19 protein-coding genes are annotated in these 19,250 nt (G+C 54.4%); 14 read left to right on the forward strand and 5 right to left on the reverse strand.

Annotated features, from left to right (window positions below; all coding sequences use genetic code 11):
* Positions 1-86 precede the first annotated feature (86 nt).
* The 9 genes from folC to hisP all read left to right on the forward strand — a co-directional run bounded on the left by folC (position 87) and on the right by hisP (position 8,517).
* Positions 87-1,355, forward strand: a complete 1,269-nt coding sequence (folC, locus tag OK409_RS01270) for a bifunctional tetrahydrofolate synthase/dihydrofolate synthase (protein ID WP_264366662.1) — start codon at positions 87-89, stop codon at positions 1,353-1,355.
* Positions 1,345-2,127, forward strand: coding sequence for a cell division protein DedD (gene dedD / locus OK409_RS01275; protein ID WP_033772302.1), 783 nt, complete (start codon positions 1,345-1,347; stop codon positions 2,125-2,127). The genes folC and dedD overlap by 11 nt, the downstream gene beginning before the upstream one ends.
* 265 nt (positions 2,128-2,392) lie before the next feature.
* Complete coding sequence (gene cvpA / locus OK409_RS01280) at positions 2,393-2,878, forward strand: colicin V production protein (RefSeq protein WP_003854265.1); 486 nt, start codon at positions 2,393-2,395, stop codon at positions 2,876-2,878.
* 37 nt (positions 2,879-2,915) lie between these two features.
* Positions 2,916-4,433: an amidophosphoribosyltransferase gene (gene purF, locus OK409_RS01285; RefSeq protein ID WP_010258001.1), complete on the forward strand. Its 1,518-nt coding sequence runs from the start codon at positions 2,916-2,918 to the stop codon at positions 4,431-4,433.
* 112 nt (positions 4,434-4,545) lie between these two features.
* Complete coding sequence (locus OK409_RS01290) at positions 4,546-5,115, forward strand: UbiX family flavin prenyltransferase (protein ID WP_010258003.1); 570 nt, start codon at positions 4,546-4,548, stop codon at positions 5,113-5,115.
* Positions 5,116-5,374: 259 nt separating this feature from the next.
* Entirely contained in the window at positions 5,375-6,157 is a 783-nt protein-coding gene (gene argT / locus OK409_RS01295; RefSeq protein ID WP_010258004.1) for a lysine/arginine/ornithine ABC transporter substrate-binding protein ArgT, read from the forward strand.
* A 179-nt stretch (positions 6,158-6,336) separates the two neighbouring features.
* Positions 6,337-7,026 (forward strand): histidine ABC transporter permease HisQ, encoded by a 690-nt coding sequence (locus OK409_RS01300; RefSeq protein ID WP_010258006.1) that lies wholly within the window; start codon positions 6,337-6,339, stop codon positions 7,024-7,026.
* Positions 7,019-7,735, forward strand: a complete 717-nt coding sequence (locus OK409_RS01305; protein WP_010258010.1) for an ABC transporter permease — start codon at positions 7,019-7,021, stop codon at positions 7,733-7,735. Before OK409_RS01300 ends, OK409_RS01305 begins: the two co-directional genes overlap by 8 nt.
* A gap of 8 nt (positions 7,736-7,743) precedes the next feature.
* A complete protein-coding gene (gene hisP / locus OK409_RS01310) occupies positions 7,744-8,517 on the forward strand; it encodes a histidine ABC transporter ATP-binding protein HisP (RefSeq protein ID WP_010258014.1) in 774 nt (257 codons plus the stop codon).
* 34 nt (positions 8,518-8,551) lie between these two features.
* Here hisP and OK409_RS01315 read toward each other — a convergent pair whose 3' ends face one another.
* Entirely contained in the window at positions 8,552-9,451 is a 900-nt protein-coding gene (locus OK409_RS01315) for a TIGR01777 family oxidoreductase (RefSeq protein ID WP_033767475.1), read from the reverse strand.
* A 183-nt stretch (positions 9,452-9,634) separates the two neighbouring features.
* Between OK409_RS01315 and yfcF the strand changes: the two genes are divergently transcribed.
* Together yfcF and yfcD are read left to right on the forward strand one after the other, a co-directional pair.
* Positions 9,635-10,276 carry a glutathione transferase gene (gene yfcF, locus OK409_RS01320; RefSeq protein ID WP_250327906.1) on the forward strand — a complete coding sequence of 214 codons (642 nt, stop codon included), beginning with the start codon at positions 9,635-9,637 and terminating at the stop codon, positions 10,274-10,276.
* 108 nt (positions 10,277-10,384) lie between these two features.
* The gene (yfcD, locus tag OK409_RS01325) at positions 10,385-10,909 is read left to right on the forward strand and encodes an NUDIX hydrolase YfcD (protein ID WP_010258035.1); all 525 of its coding nucleotides are present in this window, start codon (positions 10,385-10,387) and stop codon (positions 10,907-10,909) included.
* A 109-nt stretch (positions 10,910-11,018) separates the two neighbouring features.
* Here the strand turns inward: yfcD and pta are convergent, their stop codons facing one another.
* On the reverse strand, positions 11,019-13,151 hold the full coding sequence (gene pta / locus OK409_RS01330) for a phosphate acetyltransferase (RefSeq protein ID WP_031292718.1): 2,133 nt from the start codon (positions 13,149-13,151) through the stop codon (positions 11,019-11,021).
* An 85-nt stretch (positions 13,152-13,236) separates the two neighbouring features.
* The gene (ackA, locus tag OK409_RS01335) at positions 13,237-14,439 is read right to left on the reverse strand and encodes an acetate kinase (protein ID WP_010258040.1); all 1,203 of its coding nucleotides are present in this window, start codon (positions 14,437-14,439) and stop codon (positions 13,237-13,239) included.
* A gap of 337 nt (positions 14,440-14,776) precedes the next feature.
* Here ackA and yfbV point away from each other — a divergent pair, with 337 nt between their 5' ends.
* The 3 genes from yfbV to OK409_RS01350 all read left to right on the forward strand — a co-directional run bounded on the left by yfbV (position 14,777) and on the right by OK409_RS01350 (position 16,542).
* Complete coding sequence (gene yfbV, locus OK409_RS01340; protein ID WP_010258042.1) at positions 14,777-15,229, forward strand: terminus macrodomain insulation protein YfbV; 453 nt, start codon at positions 14,777-14,779, stop codon at positions 15,227-15,229.
* A gap of 145 nt (positions 15,230-15,374) precedes the next feature.
* Entirely contained in the window at positions 15,375-15,869 is a 495-nt protein-coding gene (locus tag OK409_RS01345) for a YfbU family protein (protein ID WP_010671451.1), read from the forward strand.
* A gap of 13 nt (positions 15,870-15,882) precedes the next feature.
* Positions 15,883-16,542, forward strand: coding sequence for a sugar phosphatase (locus OK409_RS01350; RefSeq protein WP_010258046.1), 660 nt, complete (start codon positions 15,883-15,885; stop codon positions 16,540-16,542).
* A 29-nt stretch (positions 16,543-16,571) separates the two neighbouring features.
* Here OK409_RS01350 and yfbR read toward each other — a convergent pair whose 3' ends face one another.
* Positions 16,572-17,171 (reverse strand): 5'-deoxynucleotidase, encoded by a 600-nt coding sequence (gene yfbR, locus OK409_RS01355; protein WP_010258048.1) that lies wholly within the window; start codon positions 17,169-17,171, stop codon positions 16,572-16,574.
* Positions 17,172-17,246: 75 nt separating this feature from the next.
* Positions 17,247-18,464, reverse strand: coding sequence for a pyridoxal phosphate-dependent aminotransferase (locus OK409_RS01360; protein ID WP_010258051.1), 1,218 nt, complete (start codon positions 18,462-18,464; stop codon positions 17,247-17,249).
* Positions 18,465-19,250 lie beyond the last annotated feature (786 nt).

Genomic DNA, 19,250 nt, shown 5'->3' on the forward strand with positions numbered 1-19,250 from the left:
AGAGAGGTGCGTCCAAAGCACCTCTTACCAATGCACCGTATACCGCAGCAGCAGCCTGCCTGGTATAAATAAGCAAAACGGGACATATGGACAATCTTCACCTTCCCCAAGCCACGTCGCCTTTGGCCACGTGGCTTTATTATCTTGAGCACCTGCATACTCAGGCCATTGAACTGGGTCTGGACCGTATTCGTCAGGTAGCGCTTCGTCTCGACCTGCTGAAACCCGCTCCTTTTGTCTTTACCGTGGCCGGTACTAATGGCAAAGGCACCACCTGTCGCACCCTGGAAACGCTGCTGATCGCCGCGGGCTACCGCGTTGGCGTGTACAGCTCACCGCATCTGGTGCGCTATACCGAGCGCGTTCGGGTTCAGGGAGAGGAGCTGAGTGAAGCGCAGCACTGCGCCAGTTTTGCGGAGATTGAAGCCGGACGTGCAGATATTTCGCTGACCTATTTTGAATTTGGCACGCTCTCTGCGTTGAATCTGTTCCGCCAGGCGCAGCTGGATGTCGTGATCCTCGAAGTCGGCCTCGGCGGACGGCTGGATGCGACAAACATCGTGGATGCCGATGTCGCGGTGGTCACCAGCATTGCGCTCGATCACACCGACTGGCTTGGTCCGGATCGCGAAAGCATCGGGCGTGAAAAAGCCGGTGTGTTCCGGGCGGGGAAACCTGCGGTAGTGGGTGAACCGGATATGCCGCAGAGTATTGCCGTGGTCGCACAGGAAAAAGGTGCGCAGCTGTTGCAGCGCAACCGTGACTGGTCGTGGCATGCGCAGGCAGAAAGCTGGTCACTGCGTGATGCGACGGGTGAGCTGAACGATCTGCCGCTGCCGCAGGTGCCGCTGCCTAACGCGGCGACCGCGCTGGTGGCGCTGCGGGTCTCCGGGCTTGAGGTCAGTGAGGCGCAGATTCGCGCCAGCCTGCCGCTGGCGATGCTGCCAGGCCGTTTTCAGACCCTCAGCGAATCACCGCGCGTTATTCTGGATGTCGCCCATAACCCGCATGCGGCAGCGTATCTGGCGTCGCGGCTGGCGTCACTGCCGAAACGCGGCAAAGTGCACGCCGTGGTGGGCATGCTGCATGATAAAGATATCGCCGGAACGCTGGCGGCGCTGGCACCGGTGGTCGATGCCTGGTACTGCGCGCCCCTCGAGGGTCCGCGCGGCGCCAGTGCTGAGCAACTGCTGAACAACCTTTCGCAGGGCGAGGCTTTTAGTTCGGTTGAGCTCGCCTGGCAGCAGGCACGCCAGCGGGCAGCGCCGCAGGACATTGTGCTGGTCTGTGGTTCATTCCACACCGTTGCACAGGTCATGGAATCGATTGAAACGGAGAAAGGACGTGGCGAGTAAGTTTCAGAACCGTTTAGTCGGCACCGTTATTCTGGTCGCCGTTGGCGTGATTGTGCTGCCAGGGCTGCTGGATGGTCAGAAAAAGCATTACAAAGAGGAGTTTGCCGCCATTCCGCTGGTGCCGAAACCTGACGATCAGCAGGACAGCGAAATGGTGCCGCCGGTAACCCAGTCGCTGCCGGCACAGCCGCCGGAAGGCGCGGGCAATGCGGTCAGCAGCAGCAATGGCAACGGTAAAACCAACGCTACAGCAGAGCAGGGTCGGACTCAACCGGAAGACGAGAGCGATCCGGTAGTGGTCTCGCCGCCGCCGGTCCATCAGTCTGTGCCCGCACAGACGGTGACGAAGCCGAAGGTCGTTGAGCAGCAGAAACCGAAAGTAACAGAGCAGCCTAAGCAGAAGCCGGTCGAACAGCAGAAGCCAAAAGCCGTGGAGCAGCCTAAACCTAAACCGGTTGAACAGCCTAAAGTGGTCGAACAGCCGAAGCAGGAAGAGGCGCCAAAATCAGCAGAGACGACAGCGCCGGCAGGGCAGGCTTATGTGGTGCAGTTAGGTGCGCTGAAAAACGCCAGCAAAGTGAATGAGATTGTCGCGCAGCTGCGGCTGTCGGGCTATCGCGCCTTTACCGTGCCTTCAACGCCGGTACAGGGTCAGATCACCCGCATTTACGTTGGGCCGGATGCGTCGAAAGCCAAAATGCAGAGTGCGGTTGGCGAGCTGAAAAGCATCTCAGGACTGGGCGGTGTGGTGAAGCCATACAGCGCCCGCTAAAACCGGCGATTGGCGCTGCCGATAGCAGTAACAGGCAGCGTCTTTTACCCCTCAGGCAGCGCGTTTAAAGCGCGCTGCCGTGCAAAATAGTCAAGATTTTCAACGGCCTGTCCGGCTTAGAATCACCCGGGCGATAGCGTTTTTTTTCATCGCCTTTTTTATGGATGCAGAAAAAGAAAAGCGCTACGCAAACGTTTTCTTTTTCTGTTAGAATGCGCCCCGAACTGGATGCAGGGGTGCAATTGCACTGGCGCTGGAAGAGTTCATGATCTGGATTGATTACGTCATTATTGCGGTAGTTGGTTTTTCGGCTCTGGTCAGCCTGGTCCGTGGGTTTGTCCGGGAAGCCTTATCTCTTGTTACCTGGGGATGCGCGTTTTTTGTCGCCAGTCATTACTACGCCTACCTTGCAGTCTGGTTTACAGGTTTTGACGACGAACTGGTTCGTAACGGTATCGCTATCGGTGTGCTGTTTGTGGCGACCCTGATTGTGGGGGCCATTGTGAACTACGTTATCGGCACGCTGGTGGAAAAAACCGGCCTGTCGGGAACCGACCGGGTGTTGGGCGTCTGTTTCGGGGCATTGCGTGGTGTGCTGATCGTAGCCGCTTTGCTGTTCTTCCTCGATACATTCACTGGCTTTTCCAAAAGTCCGGACTGGCAACAGTCTCAACTCATTCCCGAGTTCAGTTATATAATCAGGTGGTTTTTTGATTACCTGAAAAGCACGTCGAGTTTTTTACCCCGGTGATGTGACCGGGAGTGCGGCTTAATGAGGAAATGACAACATGTGCGGTATTGTCGGTATCACCGGTTTCATGCCGGTCAACCAGTCGATCTATGACGCGTTAACGGTGCTCCAGCACCGCGGGCAGGATGCCGCAGGCATTTGTACTATCGATGCGCTGAAATGTTTTCGCCTGCGAAAGGCAAACGGCCTGGTCAGCGACGTTTTCGAAGCACGCCACATGCAGCGTCTGCAGGGCAATATGGGGATCGGTCACGCGCGTTATCCAACCGCGGGAAGCTCCAGTGCCTCTGAAGCGCAGCCATTCTATGTAAACTCCCCGTATGGCATCACCCTGGCGCACAACGGTAACCTGACCAACGCCCACGTGCTGCGTAAGCACCTGTTTGAAAAGGGCCGCCGTCACGTTAATACCACCTCAGATTCTGAAATCCTGCTGAACATCTTTGCGCAGGAGTTAGATCGTTTCCAAAACGATCCGCTGACAGCCGACAACATCTTTGCTGCGGTTGCTGCCGTGCATCAGCAGGTGCGCGGAGCCTATGCGGTAGTGTCGATGATTATCGGCCACGGCATGGTCGCCTTCCGTGATCCTAACGGTATCCGTCCGCTGGTGCTGGGCAAGCGCGTTATCGCTGATGGCCGCACCGAATATATGGTCGCCTCCGAGAGCGTGGCGCTGGATACGCTGGGCTTTGAGTTCATCCGTGACGTTGCACCGGGTGAAGCGGTTTATGTGACTGAGGCGGGCCAGCTGTCTACCCGCCAGTGCGCTGAAAATCCGAAAAGCAATCCGTGCCTGTTCGAGTATGTCTATTTTGCGCGTCCCGACTCCTTCCTCGACAAAATCTCGGTCTACAGCGCCCGTGTCCGTATGGGTACCAAGCTGGGTGAGAAAATTGCGCGCGAGTGGGAAGATCTCGATATCGACGTCGTGATTCCGATTCCTGAAACCTCCACCGATATCGCGCTGGAAATTGCACGTATTCTCGACAAACCCTATCGCCAGGGCTTCGTGAAGAACCGGTACGTTGGCCGTACTTTTATCATGCCGGGCCAGCAGTTACGCCGCAGCGCGGTGCGCCGCAAGCTCAACGCTAACCGCGCCGAATTCCGTGATAAAAATGTGCTGCTGGTGGATGACTCTATTGTTCGCGGTACCACCTCAGAGCAGATCATTGAGATGGCGCGTGAAGCGGGCGCAAAACGGGTTTATCTGGCGTCAGCGGCGCCGGAAATTCGTTTCCCGAACGTCTACGGTATCGATATGCCCAGCGCCACGGAACTGATTGCGCATGGCCGTGAAGTGGAAGAGATTCGCCAGCTGATTAAAGCCGATGCGCTGATCTTCCAGGATCTGGACGATCTGATCGAAGCGGTTCGCGAAGAGAATCCGGACATTGCACAATTTGAGTGCTCGGTGTTCAACGGCATTTACGTGACGAAAGATGTCGATCAGCAATATCTGGAGTATCTCGAGTCGCTGCGTAATGATGATGCCAAAGCGCTTCAGCGGCAGAACGAAGTCGAAAACCTCGAGCTGCACAACGAAGGCTGATACCTTCAGCAGGCGGGCAGCATAAAACAGGGCGGGAGCAATCCCGCCCTGTTTGTTTTCAGAAACCCGCAGGCCGCGTATGATGGCCCATTGGCTGAAATAAGGTTGGAATATGAAACGACTCATCATTGGCATCTCTGGCGCAAGCGGGGTGATCTATGGCGTGCGCATGCTGCAGGTGTTGCAGCAGGTGGAAGAAGTAGAAACGCATCTGGTTATGAGTCAGGCGGCGCGTCAGACGCTGGGACTGGAGAGCGATTATTCGCTGCGTGACGTGCAGGCGCTGGCCGATGTGGTGCATGACGTGCGCGATATTGCAGCAAATATCTCATCTGGATCGTTTAAAACGCTGGGCATGGCGATTTTACCCTGCTCAATGAAAACGCTCTCTGGCATCGTCCACAGTTACAGTGACTCGTTGCTGACCCGTGCGGCTGACGTGGTGTTAAAAGAGCAGCGTAAGCTGGTGCTGTGCGTGCGCGAAACCCCGCTGCATGTTGGCCATCTGCGAATGATGACCACCGCCGCAGAGCTGGGTGCCATTATTATGCCACCCGTGCCGGCATTCTATCATCGGCCTGAAACGATCGATCAGCTGATCGATCAGACCGTTAACCGGGTGATCGACCAGTTTGATATCGAATTATCGGAAGATCTCTTCACGCGCTGGCAGGGTGCATAAAGTTCCGCTGGCGCACTTATTTAGTGCATAAGCGCGCCTCGGATCACTCTTCGTGCATTTGACGCACCAAAAGTTAACAACGTCGCTTTTTCTCTTTTACTTCACTGCTATATTCCCCTCACAAACACAGCGTTTTCGCCTGTCTGACATCACGCTAACAGCGTGGTTAACTTGCAGAACTGGCATGAAACATGCAAATTACTTTGCGCAAACACATCACGAACCACATAACAAAAAGCACTTCACTTGAGGGTAATCTATGAAAAAGCGTGTTCTGGCTCTTTCCCTGATGCTGGGCTTATCCAGTGCTGCCAGCGTCTTCGCGGCGGTTCCGGGTTCAATCCGTATCGGCACAGATCCAACTTACCCACCGTTTGAGTCGAAAAACGCGCAAGGCAAGTTAGTGGGCTTCGATATCGACCTCGCTAACGAAATCTGTAAACGTATTCATACCCAATGTACCTATGTAGAGAGCGACTTTGATGCGCTGATCCCTTCGCTGAAAGCGAAGAAAATTGATGCCATCATCTCCTCACTTTCCATCACAGCGAAACGTCAGGAAGAGATCGCCTTCTCGGAAAAACTCTACGCCGCTAACGCGCGTTTAGTCGCGCCGAAGGGATCGAAAATTGAGCCGACCATTGAGTCCCTGAAAGGCAAAAACATCGGTCTGCTGCAGGGCACCACGCAGGAAACTTACGCCAATCAGAACTGGCGGCCAAAAGGGGTGAACGTCACGCCTTATGCAAACCAGGATCTGGTCTATCAGGATCTGAATGCCGGTCGTATTGATGCTGCCTTCCAGGATGAAGTGCAGGCCAGCGAAGGATTCCTGAAGCAGCCGGTCGGTAAAAATTACGCCTTCGCCGGTCCGGCCGTGAAAGATGACAAGATTTTTGGCGTCGGTACCGGCATGGGACTGCGTAAAGATGACAGCGAACTGAAAGCCGCCATCGACAAAGCCTTTGCTGACATGCGTAAAGATGGCACCTACGACAAGATTGCGAAGAAATACTTCGATTTCAACGTGTACGGCGACTAACCATCCTGTCGCTTTACCCTCTGTGTCCGTTTTGCCGGGTCTGAGCCGGTTCTGCCAGGTGCAGAATCGGGTTCTTTTCCGCTAATGGCGGATGGCATCTGCAACAGAGAGGTAAAGCTAAACTGCCCGTCTCGCTTGCGGGCAGCGTTTCGTTTTCACCCCACGACAGGACCCTCTCGATGCTGTATGGCTATTCTGATGTAATTCTTCGGGGCACGCTGGTGACGCTGGAACTGGCGCTCACTTCCGTCGTGCTGGCAGTGCTGCTGGGCCTGATTGGCGCAGGCGCGAAACTGTCGCGCAGCCGGCCACTGGCGATGATTTTTGAAGGCTACACCACGCTGATTCGTGGCGTGCCAGACCTTGTACTGATGCTGCTGATCTTCTACGGTCTGCAGATTGTCCTCAACCAGATAACCGATGCGCTGGGTATGGCGCAGTTTGATATCGACCCGATGGTCGCCGGTATCATCACGCTCGGCTTTATCTATGGTGCCTACTTCACCGAAACGTTCCGCGGCGCCTTTATGGCCGTGCCTCAGGGGCAGATTGAAGCAGCAACCGCGTTTGGCTTTACCGGCGCGCAGGTGTTCCGCCGCATTCTGTTTCCGGCCATGATGCGCTACGCGCTGCCAGGCATCGGCAACAACTGGCAGGTGATTCTGAAAGCCACCGCGCTGGTCTCGCTGCTGGGGCTGGAAGATGTGGTGAAGGCGACGCAGCTGGCAGGAAAAAGTACCTGGCAGCCGTTCTACTTCGCCATTGTGGCCGGTGTGATTTATCTGGTATTTACCACGCTGTCAAACGGTGTGCTGTGGTGGCTCAACCGGCGCTATACGGTAGGTGTAAAGAGGGCGAGTTATGATTGATATTATTCAGGAATACTGGAAATCGCTGCTCTGGACTGACGGTTATCGTTTTACCGGTGTAGCTATCACCCTGTGGCTGCTGATCCTCTCGGTCACCATTGGCGGATGTCTGGCAATCCTGCTGGCGATAGCGCGGGTTTCCCCTAACCGGTTTATCAGCTTTCCGGTCTGGCTCTTCACCTACGTCTTTCGCGGCACGCCGCTCTATGTGCAGCTGCTGGTGTTCTACTCCGGCATGTACACGCTGGAGATTGTGAAAGGCACTGAACTGCTGAATGCCTTTTTCCGCAGTGGTCTGAACTGTACGCTGCTCGCCTTTACCCTCAACACCTGCGCCTACACCACGGAAATTTTTGCCGGTGCGATTCGCTCGGTGCCACACGGTGAAATTGAGGCGGCACGGGCGTACGGCTTCTCTACTTTTAAACTCTATCGCTGCATTATCCTGCCATCGGCGCTGCGTACGGCACTGCCGGCCTACAGCAACGAAGTGATTCTGATGCTGCACTCCACGGCGCTGGCCTTCACCGCCACCGTGCCGGATCTGCTGAAAATCGCGCGGGATATTAACTCGGCGACCTATCAGCCGTTTACCGCCTTTGGTCTGGCGGCTGTGTTGTACCTGATTATCTCTTACGTGTTGATCAGCCTGTTCCGCCTGGCGGAACGTCGCTGGCTGGCCCACGTGAAACCCTCTTCATCGCATTGAGTAGAACTATGGCTGACAATAAATTAAGCGTCACCGAATTGCATAAGCGTTACGGTGAACATGAAGTGCTGAAAGGGGTCTCGTTAACTGCTAAAGCGGGCGATGTGATCAGTATCATTGGATCGTCCGGCTCAGGGAAAAGTACCTTTTTACGCTGCATCAACTTCCTCGAAAAACCGAGTGAAGGCAGCATCATGGTGAATAACCAACAAATCACCTTAGTCCGTGACAAAGATGGTCAGCTCAAAGTGGCTGACAAAGAGCAGCTGCGCGCGTTACGTACCAGCCTGACCATGGTGTTCCAGCACTTTAATCTGTGGAGTCACATGACCGTGCTGGAAAACGTGATGGAAGCGCCGATTCAGGTGCTGGGGTTGAGTAAAGCGGCGGCGCGTGAGCGTGCCATCAAATACCTCGATAAAGTCGGAATTGATGCGCGGGCACAGGCAAAATATCCGGTTCACCTCTCCGGCGGTCAGCAGCAGCGTGTGTCGATTGCGCGCGCGCTGGCGATGGAGCCAGAGGTGTTGCTGTTTGACGAACCCACTTCGGCGCTTGATCCGGAGCTGGTCGGGGAAGTACTGCGCATCATGCAGAAGCTGGCTGAGGAGGGCAAAACCATGGTGGTCGTGACCCACGAGATGGAGTTTGCCCGTCACGTCTCCAGCCATGTCATTTTCCTGCATCAGGGTAAAATCGAAGAGCAGGGACCGCCTGCGGAACTGTTCGGCAGCCCGAAAAGCCCGCGTTTACAGCAGTTCCTCAAGGGATCGCTGAAGTAATCCCGCGCCCGCGTCTCGCTGGCGCGGGCCAGGATTAATGCTTCACAACATCCTGCAACGCCTCCTGCAAATCGTACCAGCGGAAGCCAAAGCCTGAGGCTTCCAGCCGTTTTGGCAGCACATGCTGTCCTCCCAGCACCAGTACCGACGATTCGCCCATCATCAGTTTAATGGCGCTGGCAGGCGTGCGCATAAAGGCCGGACGATGCATCACCCGGCCCAGCGTGGCGGCAAACTGCTCGTTACGCACCGCGTAGGGAGCGACCATATTGAACGGACCCCGCAGATCGTCATGCTCCAGCAGCCAGATAATGGCGTTTAGCATGTCATCAATGTGAATCCACGGCATGTACTGTTTACCACTGCCAATCGGCCCGCCGATGCCGAGTTTAAAGGGCAGCTTCATTTTGCTGAGTGCGCCGCCCTCAGACGCCAGCACCACGCCGGTTCGCAGCAGGCAGACGCGGGTGCGTTCGCTTTCAGCCGCGAGCGCCAGCTGCTCCCAGCGGGCGCAGAGCTGATGAGTAAACTCATCCTGACCCTGATCCTCTTCAGTCAGTACCAGATCGCCGGTGTTACCATAAAAGCCGGTTGCCGAACCTGAGATCAACACGGACGGTGGTGTGGCGCTGGCGTTGATCAGTGAGACGATCTGCTCGGTTATCTGCCAGCGGCTTTCACACAGCTGCTGTTTATGCGGCTCCGTCCAGCGTTTGTCGGCAATAGGTTCTCCCGCCAGATTAATGACCGCATCGATCGTATCCAGGTTCGACTGTTGCGCCAGCCCTGACCAGAGCGCGACCTCTTCGCCCAGTTTTTCACGCGCGCTGACCACGTCACGCGTCACCACACTGATCTGATGCCCCAGCTGTTGCAGGCGCGGAATCAGGTGACGGCCAATCAGTCCCGTGCCACCGGTAATAAGAATGTGCATGTTGCGGCTCCCTTGATGTTTTTTGTTATTTGCACCTTTCAGCATAGAAGAGTCGAGCCACTCTATCGTGAGTCGCGTCGCGCTTTCTTATTCCGGAGGCAGAGATCGGATCAGCTCAGCGTTGCCTTCCCAAATAAAAATCGGTAAACATGATGCAACCCTGACAGCCAATTGAGGTAACCGATGAATTATCCGTCCATCACCCTGTGGTCAGATTCATCATTTTTCAGTCCTTACGCCATGTCGGCCTATGTTGCTCTTACCGAAAAAGGGATCCCTTTCCAGCTGAAGCGCGTCGATTTGTCGCAGAATCAGCAATACGCCACGGCTTACCGCGAGCTGTCGCTGACCTGCCGGGTTCCGACCCTTCAGATTGATGCGTTCCTGTTAAGCGAATCCTCGGCGATTACCGAATATCTTGAAGAGCGCTTTGCAGCGCCCGAGTTTGAGCGCCTCTATCCCCGCGACCGCGAGAAGCGTGCCCGCGCCAGAGAGATCCAGGCCTGGCTGCGCAGTGACTTCCTGTGGATACGTCAGGAGCGTCCCACAGAAGTGCTGTTTGCCGGTGAGCGCTTTGCGCCGCTGACCGCATCAGCGCAGCAGGCGGTGGATAAACTGGTTATGGCCGTCGATCGCCTGCTGCCGGACGGGCAACAGAACCTGTTTGGCGAGTGGTCAATTGCGGATACCGATCTGGCGGTGATGCTTAACCGGCTGGTATTGCATGGCGATCCTTTGCCCGCGCGTCTGCGGGATTATGCTGAGTTTCAGTGGCAGCGAGCCTCAGTACAGCTGTGGTTAGCAGAAAGTGGTAAAAATCGGTAACAGCCAGGGCTTGCTCAGGCTGCCGGAAGTGATTACCTTACGCCACATAAAAATAAAGACGTGGCAAACTGCGTACCCAAGTGTACGCCAAACAGGAAAGGGTTACGGATGGTGGATCAAACTGCGGGTGACGGCATCGAGTGGGTCGATATCGTAAACGAAGAGAATGAAGTTGTTGCTCAGGCAACACGTGCGCAGATGCGCGCTGAGTGCCTGCGTCACCGCGCTACCTATATTGTGGTTCATGACGGTATGGGCAAGATTCTGGTGCAGCGTCGCACTGAGATAAAAGATTTTATGCCGGGCAAACTGGACGCAACCGCAGGCGGCGTGGTGCAGAGCGGTGAAGATATGCTGGAGTCTGCGCGACGTGAAGCGGAAGAGGAGTTAGGAATTGCCGCGGTGCCGTTTGCTGAGCATGGCAAATTCTACTTCGAAGATCAGCACTGTCGCGTCTGGGGCGGTCTGTTCAGTTGTGTGTCACACGGGCCATTCGCCATGCAGGAATCGGAAGTCGATGAGATTATCTGGATGACGCCCGATGAGATCACCGCACGTTGTGATGAGTTCACTGATGATTCGCTTAAAGCGCTCTCTCTGTGGATGAGCCGCAACGGCGATAACCGGGCCTGAAAACGGGCGCTTTAACGCGTCTCAGCGATCCGCGTTAAAGCCTCCGGCTCTGTTACCGGCGAAAAAAAGGCATGCCCTTGGGCATGCCTTTTTCGTTCTTACCTGACGCTTAGCCTTGTTCAGCCTGCTGAGACTGAATGGCGGTTAAGGCGATGGTATAGACGATGTCATCAACCAGCGCACCGCGCGACAGGTCGTTAACCGGCTTACGCATACCCTGCAGCATCGGCCCGATTGAGATCAGATCGGCTGAACGCTGTACCGCTTTATACGTGGTGTTACCGGTGTTCAGATCCGGGAAGATAAAGACGGTGGCGCGACCGGCAACCTGTGAATCTGGCGCTTTCGACTTCGCCACATCTTCCATAATCGCGGCGTCATACTGCAGCGGACCATCAATGACCAGATCAGGACGTTTTTCCTGCGCGATACGCGTTGCTTCACGCACTTTTTCAACGTCGCTGCCTGCACCTGACGTGCCGGTAGAGTAGGAGATCATCGCAACACGTGGATCGATACCAAAGGCTTTAGCAGAGTCGGCTGACTGAATAGCGATCTCAGCCAGCTGCTCAGCGGTGGGATCCGGGTTAATCGCGCAGTCACCGTAAACCAGCACCTGCTCCGGCAGCAGCATAAAGAACACCGATGAAACCAGTGAGCTGTTAGGCGCTGTTTTGATCAGCTGCAGAGGCGGACGAATGGTGTTGGCGGTAGTGTGAACCGCACCTGAAACCAGGCCATCCACTTCGCCACTTTCCAGCATCATGGTGCCCAGCACCACGTTATCTTCCAGTTGTTCCTGGGCGACCACTTCGGTCATGCCTTTGCTCTTACGCAGCTCAACCAGACGCGGCACGTAGTTTTCACGCACCTGTTCCGGATCAACAATTTCAACCCCTTTGCCCAGTTCGACACCCTGAGCCGCAGCAACACGCTGAATCTCATCCGGGTTGCCTAACAGTACGCAGGTAGCGATACCGCGTTCAGCACAGATAGCGGCCGCTTTAACCGTACGCGGCTCGTCACCCTCTGGCAGCACGACGCGTTTGCCCGCTTTGCGCGCCAGCTCAGTCAGCTGATAGCGGAAGGCCGGTGGCGACAGGCGACGGCTGCGCTCTGACGTGGCGGTCAGTGACTCAATCCAGTCGGCATTAATGTAGCTGGCAACATATTCCTGCACTTTCTCGATGCGCTGCGTATCGTCAGCGGGCACTTCAAGATTAAAGCTCTGCAGGCTCAGAGAGGTCTGCCAGGTATTGGTTTTCACCATGAACACCGGCAGGCCGGTCTGGAAGGCACGGTCACAGAGGCGCGCGATGCGATCGTCAATCTCGTAGTTACCGGTCAGCAGGATAGCGCCAATCTCAATGCCGTTCATGGCGGCCAGACAGGCGGCGACCAATACATCCGGGCGGTCTGCGGAAGTCACCAGCAGTGAGCCTGGACGGAAATGCTCCAGCATGTGCGGGATACTACGGGCGCAGAAGGTGACCGATTTAACCCGGCGGGTCTGAATCTCACCTTCGTTGATGATGCGCGCATCCAGGTGGCGGCACATATCGATTGCGCGGGTGGCGATCAGATCAAAGCTCCACGGCACGCAGCCCAGCACCGGCAGCGGGCTGTCTGAGAACAGCTGCTTAGGATCGATATTGGCGATGCTGGCTTTTGACGAGTCATCAAAAATTTCTGACAGGTCAGGGCGGGTACGCCCCTGATCATCGACCGGCGCGTTGAGTTTATTGATGATCACGCCAGTGATATTTTTATTCTTCTGACCGCCGAAGCTGCTCTGCGTCAGTTCAATGCGCTCTTTCAGCTGTGCCGGAGAGTCATTGCCCAGCGCCATCACGAAGACGATTTCCGCATTCAGGGTTTTCGCGATTTCATAGTTCAGCGCGTTGGCGAACTGATGCTTACGGGTAGGGACCAGACCTTCAACCAGCACCACTTCCGCATTCTGCGTGTTGGCATGGTAACGGGAGATGATCTCTTCCATCAGCACATCCTGCTGGTTCGATCCCAGCAGTGATTCAACACGTGACATCTGCAGCGGTTCAGCGGCAGGAATCGAAGAGTTCTTACGGATAATAGTGGTGGTTTGATCCGGCGTATCGCCGCCGGTACGCGGCTGAGCAATCGGCTTAAAGACGCTAAGTCGAACGCCTTTGCGTTCCATGGCGCGGATAACGCCGAGGCTGACGCTGGTCAGGCCGACGCTGGTGCCGGTCGGAATGAGCATAATTGTACGTGACACGTTTGAACCTCTCAGTAATGGCAGGGTGTCAAAAACAACTCCGTCAGCCTGAGCTGACGGAGAGAAGTGTTTACGCAGTCAGACGCGCGGCGTCCTGGGCGATGACCAGCTCTTCGTTGGTCGGGATCACCAGCGCCGGGCGGGTGCCTTCTTTATTGATGTAACCAGATTTACCGAAACGGGCCGCCAGGTTGCGATCGTGATCGACGTCAAAGCCCAGCAGTGCCAGTTTTTTCAGTGAGAGTTCACGAACCATCGCGGCGTTTTCACCGATGCCGCCAGTAAATACCACGGCATCAAGGCGGCCATCCATCAGCGCAGTGTAGCTGCCGATATATTTCGCCAGGCGATGACAGAAGACATCCATTGCGCGCTTCGCATCTTCTTTGGTGGTGTAGTTATCTTCCACGTAGCGGCAGTCGCTGGTGACTTCAGTCAGACCTAACAGGCCAGACTCTTTGGTCAGCAGTTTATTGATGGCATCGACGCTCATACCCAGCGTATCGTGCAGGAAGAAGATAATTGCCGGGTCGATGTCGCCACTGCGGGTACCCATCACCAGGCCTTCCAGTGGGGTCAGGCCCATTGAGGTATCCACACACTCGCCGTTGCGAATGGCAGAGACAGAACCGCCGTTACCGAGGTGGCAGGTAATAATATTCAGTGACTCAAGCGGCTTGTTGAGCATTTTGGCCGCTTCATGGGTCACATAGAAGTGGCTGGTACCATGCGCGCCATAGCGACGAACGCCATGCTCTTTATACAATTTGTACGGCAGCGCATAGAGATAAGACTCTTCCGGCATTGTCTGATGGAAAGCGGTGTCAAATACCGCGACATTCTTATCTGACAGGTGCGGGAAGTTTTTCATCGCTTCATCAATACCGATCAGATGAGCCGGATTGTGCAGCGGTGCAAAAGAAGAGGCGTCTTTGATGCCCTGTACCACTTCTTCAGTGATGATGACTGACTGAGTCAGCTTCTCGCCGCCATGAACGATACGATGGCCGATTGCAGCAATTTGTGCCGAAAGCTCAGGTTTTTGTGCCAGAATGGTTTTAACGATAAAGTTCAGCGCTTCACTATGCGCTGCGCCAGCACCCAGAGGCGCTTCCTGTTTTTCGCCTTCCAGCTTCCATTTGATGCGGGCTTCAGGAAGGTGGAAACATTCCGCCAGGCCAGACAGGAATTCTTCACCGCTGGCAGGGTTGAGGATGGCAAACTTAAGGGAAGAGCTGCCACAGTTCAGAACCAGAACTAACTTACTCGACATGGAAGTACCTATTTTTTGAGAGTGGCTAAATAAAACGCAATCAGACTAACAGCGTAGCCCATGAAAGCTGGTAGATTAATGACAAACATCATGCGGTAGACAGAATTCTGCATTTCCGCAAAATATTTCGGCAATCTTACGCGAAAATTTGAAGATTGCCTCGTCTGAACCTGGCTCAGGCCTCTTCCCAAAAGCGCAATCCGCTTCCGGAAAGGGGGTAAAACGGCGTCAGAATAGCTGGAGTCACCTTTAAAGACAAAAATAATTGAAGGATGTCACGTAAAGTTGTGTAGTTATAACTATTTTTTAATTTTTACAGCATTAGTTGAGGTGAGCCATGGCGAATGAATCTGGCAGTACCAATTGGTTTCGGATGTTTCAGCGCGGCCAACACTATATGAAGACCTGGCCGGCTGATAAGCGCCTGGCACCTATGTTCCCGGAAAACCGTGTTTCATCGGCAACGCGTTTTGCTATTCGCTTTATGCCCCCTTTGGCGATTTTTACGCTGACCTGGCAGATCGCGATGGGCGGTCAGTTAGGCCCGGCCGTGGCGACCGCGCTGTTTGCCTGTACCCTGCCGATGCAGGGATTATGGTGGCTGGGAAAGCGTTCTGTGACGCCGCTGCCGCCGACGCTGCTTAACTGGTTTCATGAAGTTCGTGCCCGGCTGGAAGAAGCGGGGCAGGCGACAGCGCCAGTAGAAGGCAAGCCGACCTATCAGGCGCTGGCCGATCTGCTAAAGCGGGCGTTCAAACAACTCGACCGCACTTTCCTCGACGATCTCTGACCTATCCCGGGCTGGCGGTAAAATATTTACCGCTAACCTGCGGCCAAATCAAAGAATGGTGATACGGCGATTTCCGTGTCGCTAACGCTGTGCAATGATTTCTCCATTGTCGATTAACTGAGCGGTCTCTGACCGGGAGTAAATGATGGAAATGACCCATGCGCAGCGTTTGATTCTCACTAATCAGTACAAAATGATGGCCATGCTTGAGCCGGAAAATGCGGAGCGTTTTCGCCGTTACCAGACCATCATCGAGCGCGGTTATGCGCTGCAGATGCGGGAGCTGGACAAAGAGTTTGGCGAACTCAGCGAAGCGATCTGCCGGACGGTGATCGATATTATGGAAATGCATCACGCTCTCCACGTCTCCTGGTCGAACCTTAAAGAGAAAGGTGAGCTTGAAGAGCGGCGTCTGGCCTTTCTGGGCTTCGATGCGGCAACGGAAGCGCGCCTGCTGGGTTATGTCCGTTTTATGGTCAATACAGAAGGGCGTTATACCCACTTCGATTCCGGCACCCATGGTTTTAATGCGCAGACCCCGATGTGGGAAAAGTATCAACGGATGTTAGCTTTGTGGCAGACTTGTCCGCGCCAGTACCATTTAAGTGCAAACGAAATTGCGCAAGTGATTAATGCCTGATGAGGAGGAGCGCGTGACCTACAGAGGTTTTCTATTTGATTTAGACGGCACGCTGGTGGATTCACTGCCAGCGGTTGAACGAGCCTGGAGCCAGTGGGGTGCCCGTCATGGCATCGCGGCTGATGAGATTCTGGATTTCATTCATGGCAAACAGGCGATCACCTCTCTGCGTCATTTCATGGCAGGCCAGTCGGAAGAGGCTATTCAGGCGGAGTTTGTTGCGCTGGAGCAGGCTGAAGCGGCGGACACCGACGGTGTGCAGGCGCTGCCAGGGGCCAACGCGTTGCTGAACCGGCTGAACGAACTGCAGATTCCCTGGGCGATTGTCACTTCCGGTTCAGTGCCGGTCGCACATGCACGTCATAAAGCCGCAGGCTTACCGAAGCCTGCCGTGTTTATTACCGCTGAACAGGTGGCTAAGGGCAAACCGGAGCCCGATCCCTACCTGCTTGGCGCGGAGAAGCTGGGGTTAGCGGCGACATCGTGCGTGGTTGCAGAAGATGCACCTGCCGGAATCTTATCCGGCCTGAATGCTGGCTGTGCGGTGATTGCCATCAATGCGCCGGCGGAGACACCCCGGCTGGATGAGGTAGCGCTTCAGCTCGACTCACTGGCATCACTGGTGATAACCCGCGAGTCTGACGGCAGCTTTACCTTCCGTCAGCAGGCTTAAAGGCTGGCCCGGCGGCCAGACCGCCGGGCTTAGAGTGGCGTATCCTGCGAGATTTCATCCAGTGACAGGCTGAAGCTCGGAATAAACACCTCAACGAAGTAATCCATCTCCGGTGAACGCCGAAGTGCCAGGGTCTTTTCCAGCCGCGCTTTGGCCAGTAAAAATTCGTTGTTCCCGGCAGACAACTCCTCAAGACATTTTACATATGCACAGAGCGCATCCGCCTGTTTCACAACAGCCTGCTCCTCTTCGCTGTGCAGATGCTCATCGATCAGCGGGCGATAGATCGCCTGAAACTCTTCAGGCAGCATCTCAATCAGCTTCTGCTGAGCAATCTTCTCGATTTTCTTATATTCGTGGGCGATCTGCGCGTTGTAATACTTTACCGGAGTCGGTAAATCGCCGGTGAGCACTTCACTGGCATCGTGGTAAAGCGCCAGCATGGCAATGTGATCGGCATTAAGCGACCCGTTGAATTTAAGGTTTTTGATCACGGCCAGGGCATGCGCCACCATAGCGACCTGCAGACTGTGTTCGGAGACATTTTCGGTGCGCACATTGCGCATCAGCGGCCAGCGATTGATCAGCTTAAGACGGGAGAGATGAGCAAAGAAGTGGCTTTGTGTCATGAGCGTTCCTGTTGGCTGGCGGGGGAGAGACAGGCTCTGACTCTCCCCAAATAGCGTCAGTATACGCGGGCCCGATTATTGACGATAGCCTTGCAGGAAGCGGCCAAATTTATTGATCGCCATCTCAAGATCATCCACACGTGGCAGCGTAACAATGCGCAGGTGATCGGGCCATGGCCAGTTAAAGGCACTGCCCTGAACCAGCAGCACCTTCTCCTGTAACAGAAAATCCAGCACCATCTTCTGATCGTCGAAAATGTTGAATTTTTTGGCATCGATTTTCGGGAACATATAAAGCGCGCCCTGTGGCTTCACACAGCTGACGCCTGGAATATCGTTGATCAACTCCCAGGCGCGCTGCCGCTGCTCGTAGAGACGACCACCCGGCATGATAAATTCGCTAATGCTCTGGTAGCCGCCCAGCGCCGTCTGAATCGCATGCTGCGCCGGTACGTTGGCACACAGGCGCATCGAGGCGAGCATCTCCAGTCCTTCTATATAGCCTTTAGCATGTTTCTTTGGCCCGTTCAGTACCATCCAGCCCTGACGGAAACCGGCAACGCGATAGGTTTTAGAAAGGCCATTAAAGGTAACAGTCAGCAGATCGGGTGCCAGCGCTGCGATGCAGTGATGCTGTGCATCGTCATAGAGGATCTTGTCGTAGATCTCATCGGCGAAAATAATCAGGTTATGCTGACGCGCAATTTCAACCACCTCTAACAGCAGCTCTTTGCTGTAGACCGCGCCAGTGGGGTTATTCGGGTTGATAATCACGATGCCGCGGGTACGAGGCGTTATCTTGCTGCGGATATCATCGAGGTCAGGGAACCAGCCTGCTGATTCGTCACACAGATAGTGCACTGCTTTACCGCTGGAGAGGGAAACCGCAGCCGTCCATAACGGATAGTCGGGGGCCGGCACCAGCATTTCGTCGCCGCTGTTCAGTAACGCCTGCATCGCCTGCACGATGAGTTCTGAAACACCGTTGCCAATGTAGATATCTTCTACGGTGACATCGCGCATGTCGCGCGCCTGGTAGTGCTGCATGATCGCTTTACGGGCGGAATAGAGACCCTTGGAGTCACAATAGCCCTGAGAGCTGGGAAGGTTACGAATAACATCGACCAGTATCTCATCCGGTGCTTCAAAACCAAACGGCGCCGGATTGCCAATGTTCAGCTTCAGAACTTTGTTACCTTCTTCTTCGAGGCGCTTAGCCTCTTTCAGTACCGGGCCACGGATGTCATAGCAGACGTTATCGAGTTTTCCGGATTTATCAATTTGAAAAGTCATTGTTACCGCCTTAATGGGCAGAATCCTTTTGGCTGCCACAGAAATCCAACCAGCACAATGTACTCTCCTGACAGTCACAAAAGAAGGGTGCCGCCCCGTTTTGGCGGGTTCAACAACTTTTTGCCCAGTGCGCAGCGTAAAAAATATTTGTTGTCGCGTAAACTGGTTAATAAAACCATAAATTGGCATTAATGCAGGATTTTAACTTGTCCAAAGCGCTGCTGAACCGACATATGGCTTTAGCATCATGAACGCTATCTGGAAGTTATTGAAATGGAACTTTTCTTTGCACCTGAAATATACACTTAGAGAAATAGTTAAAGGATATTTTATAAATGTTCAAATTATGGACGATTTTATAACGTGCCTAAAGATTACGCCTTAACGCTGCTTAAGAGTGGCGCGTTTAAGGCCTTGTGTTCGCCGGAAAAGTGCCAAAAGCAGAGCTTCATATGGCACCTTTATTGCAGGATTGTGAGCCGTACTTAACACTTCCTCACTAAATTTCAGAACGCTGAAGGCTTAAAAAGTGATCAATAATGTGGCATAAGGGTCTGGAAATGCCTTTAGCACAAAATTTACAGCGCTTTTCACAAAATCATTTCCATTTTGAAGTCAAAAATGATTAAGTATAATTTATTATTTAGTGCACTTTGCCGCTTCGCTTTGATAGCCCGTAAAGTGCGCTTTCTATCCCACACGATTCTTTCTGGTGGGAATAAGACAACTACGCAGCTTCCTGCATTTGCGCACCCAGCGCCATCGGTTCAGAAGTTGTATCTGTCT

The organism is Pantoea sp. RG18, from assembly GCF_025910075.1.
GTDB classification, from domain to species: domain Bacteria; phylum Pseudomonadota; class Gammaproteobacteria; order Enterobacterales; family Enterobacteriaceae; genus Pantoea; species Pantoea agglomerans.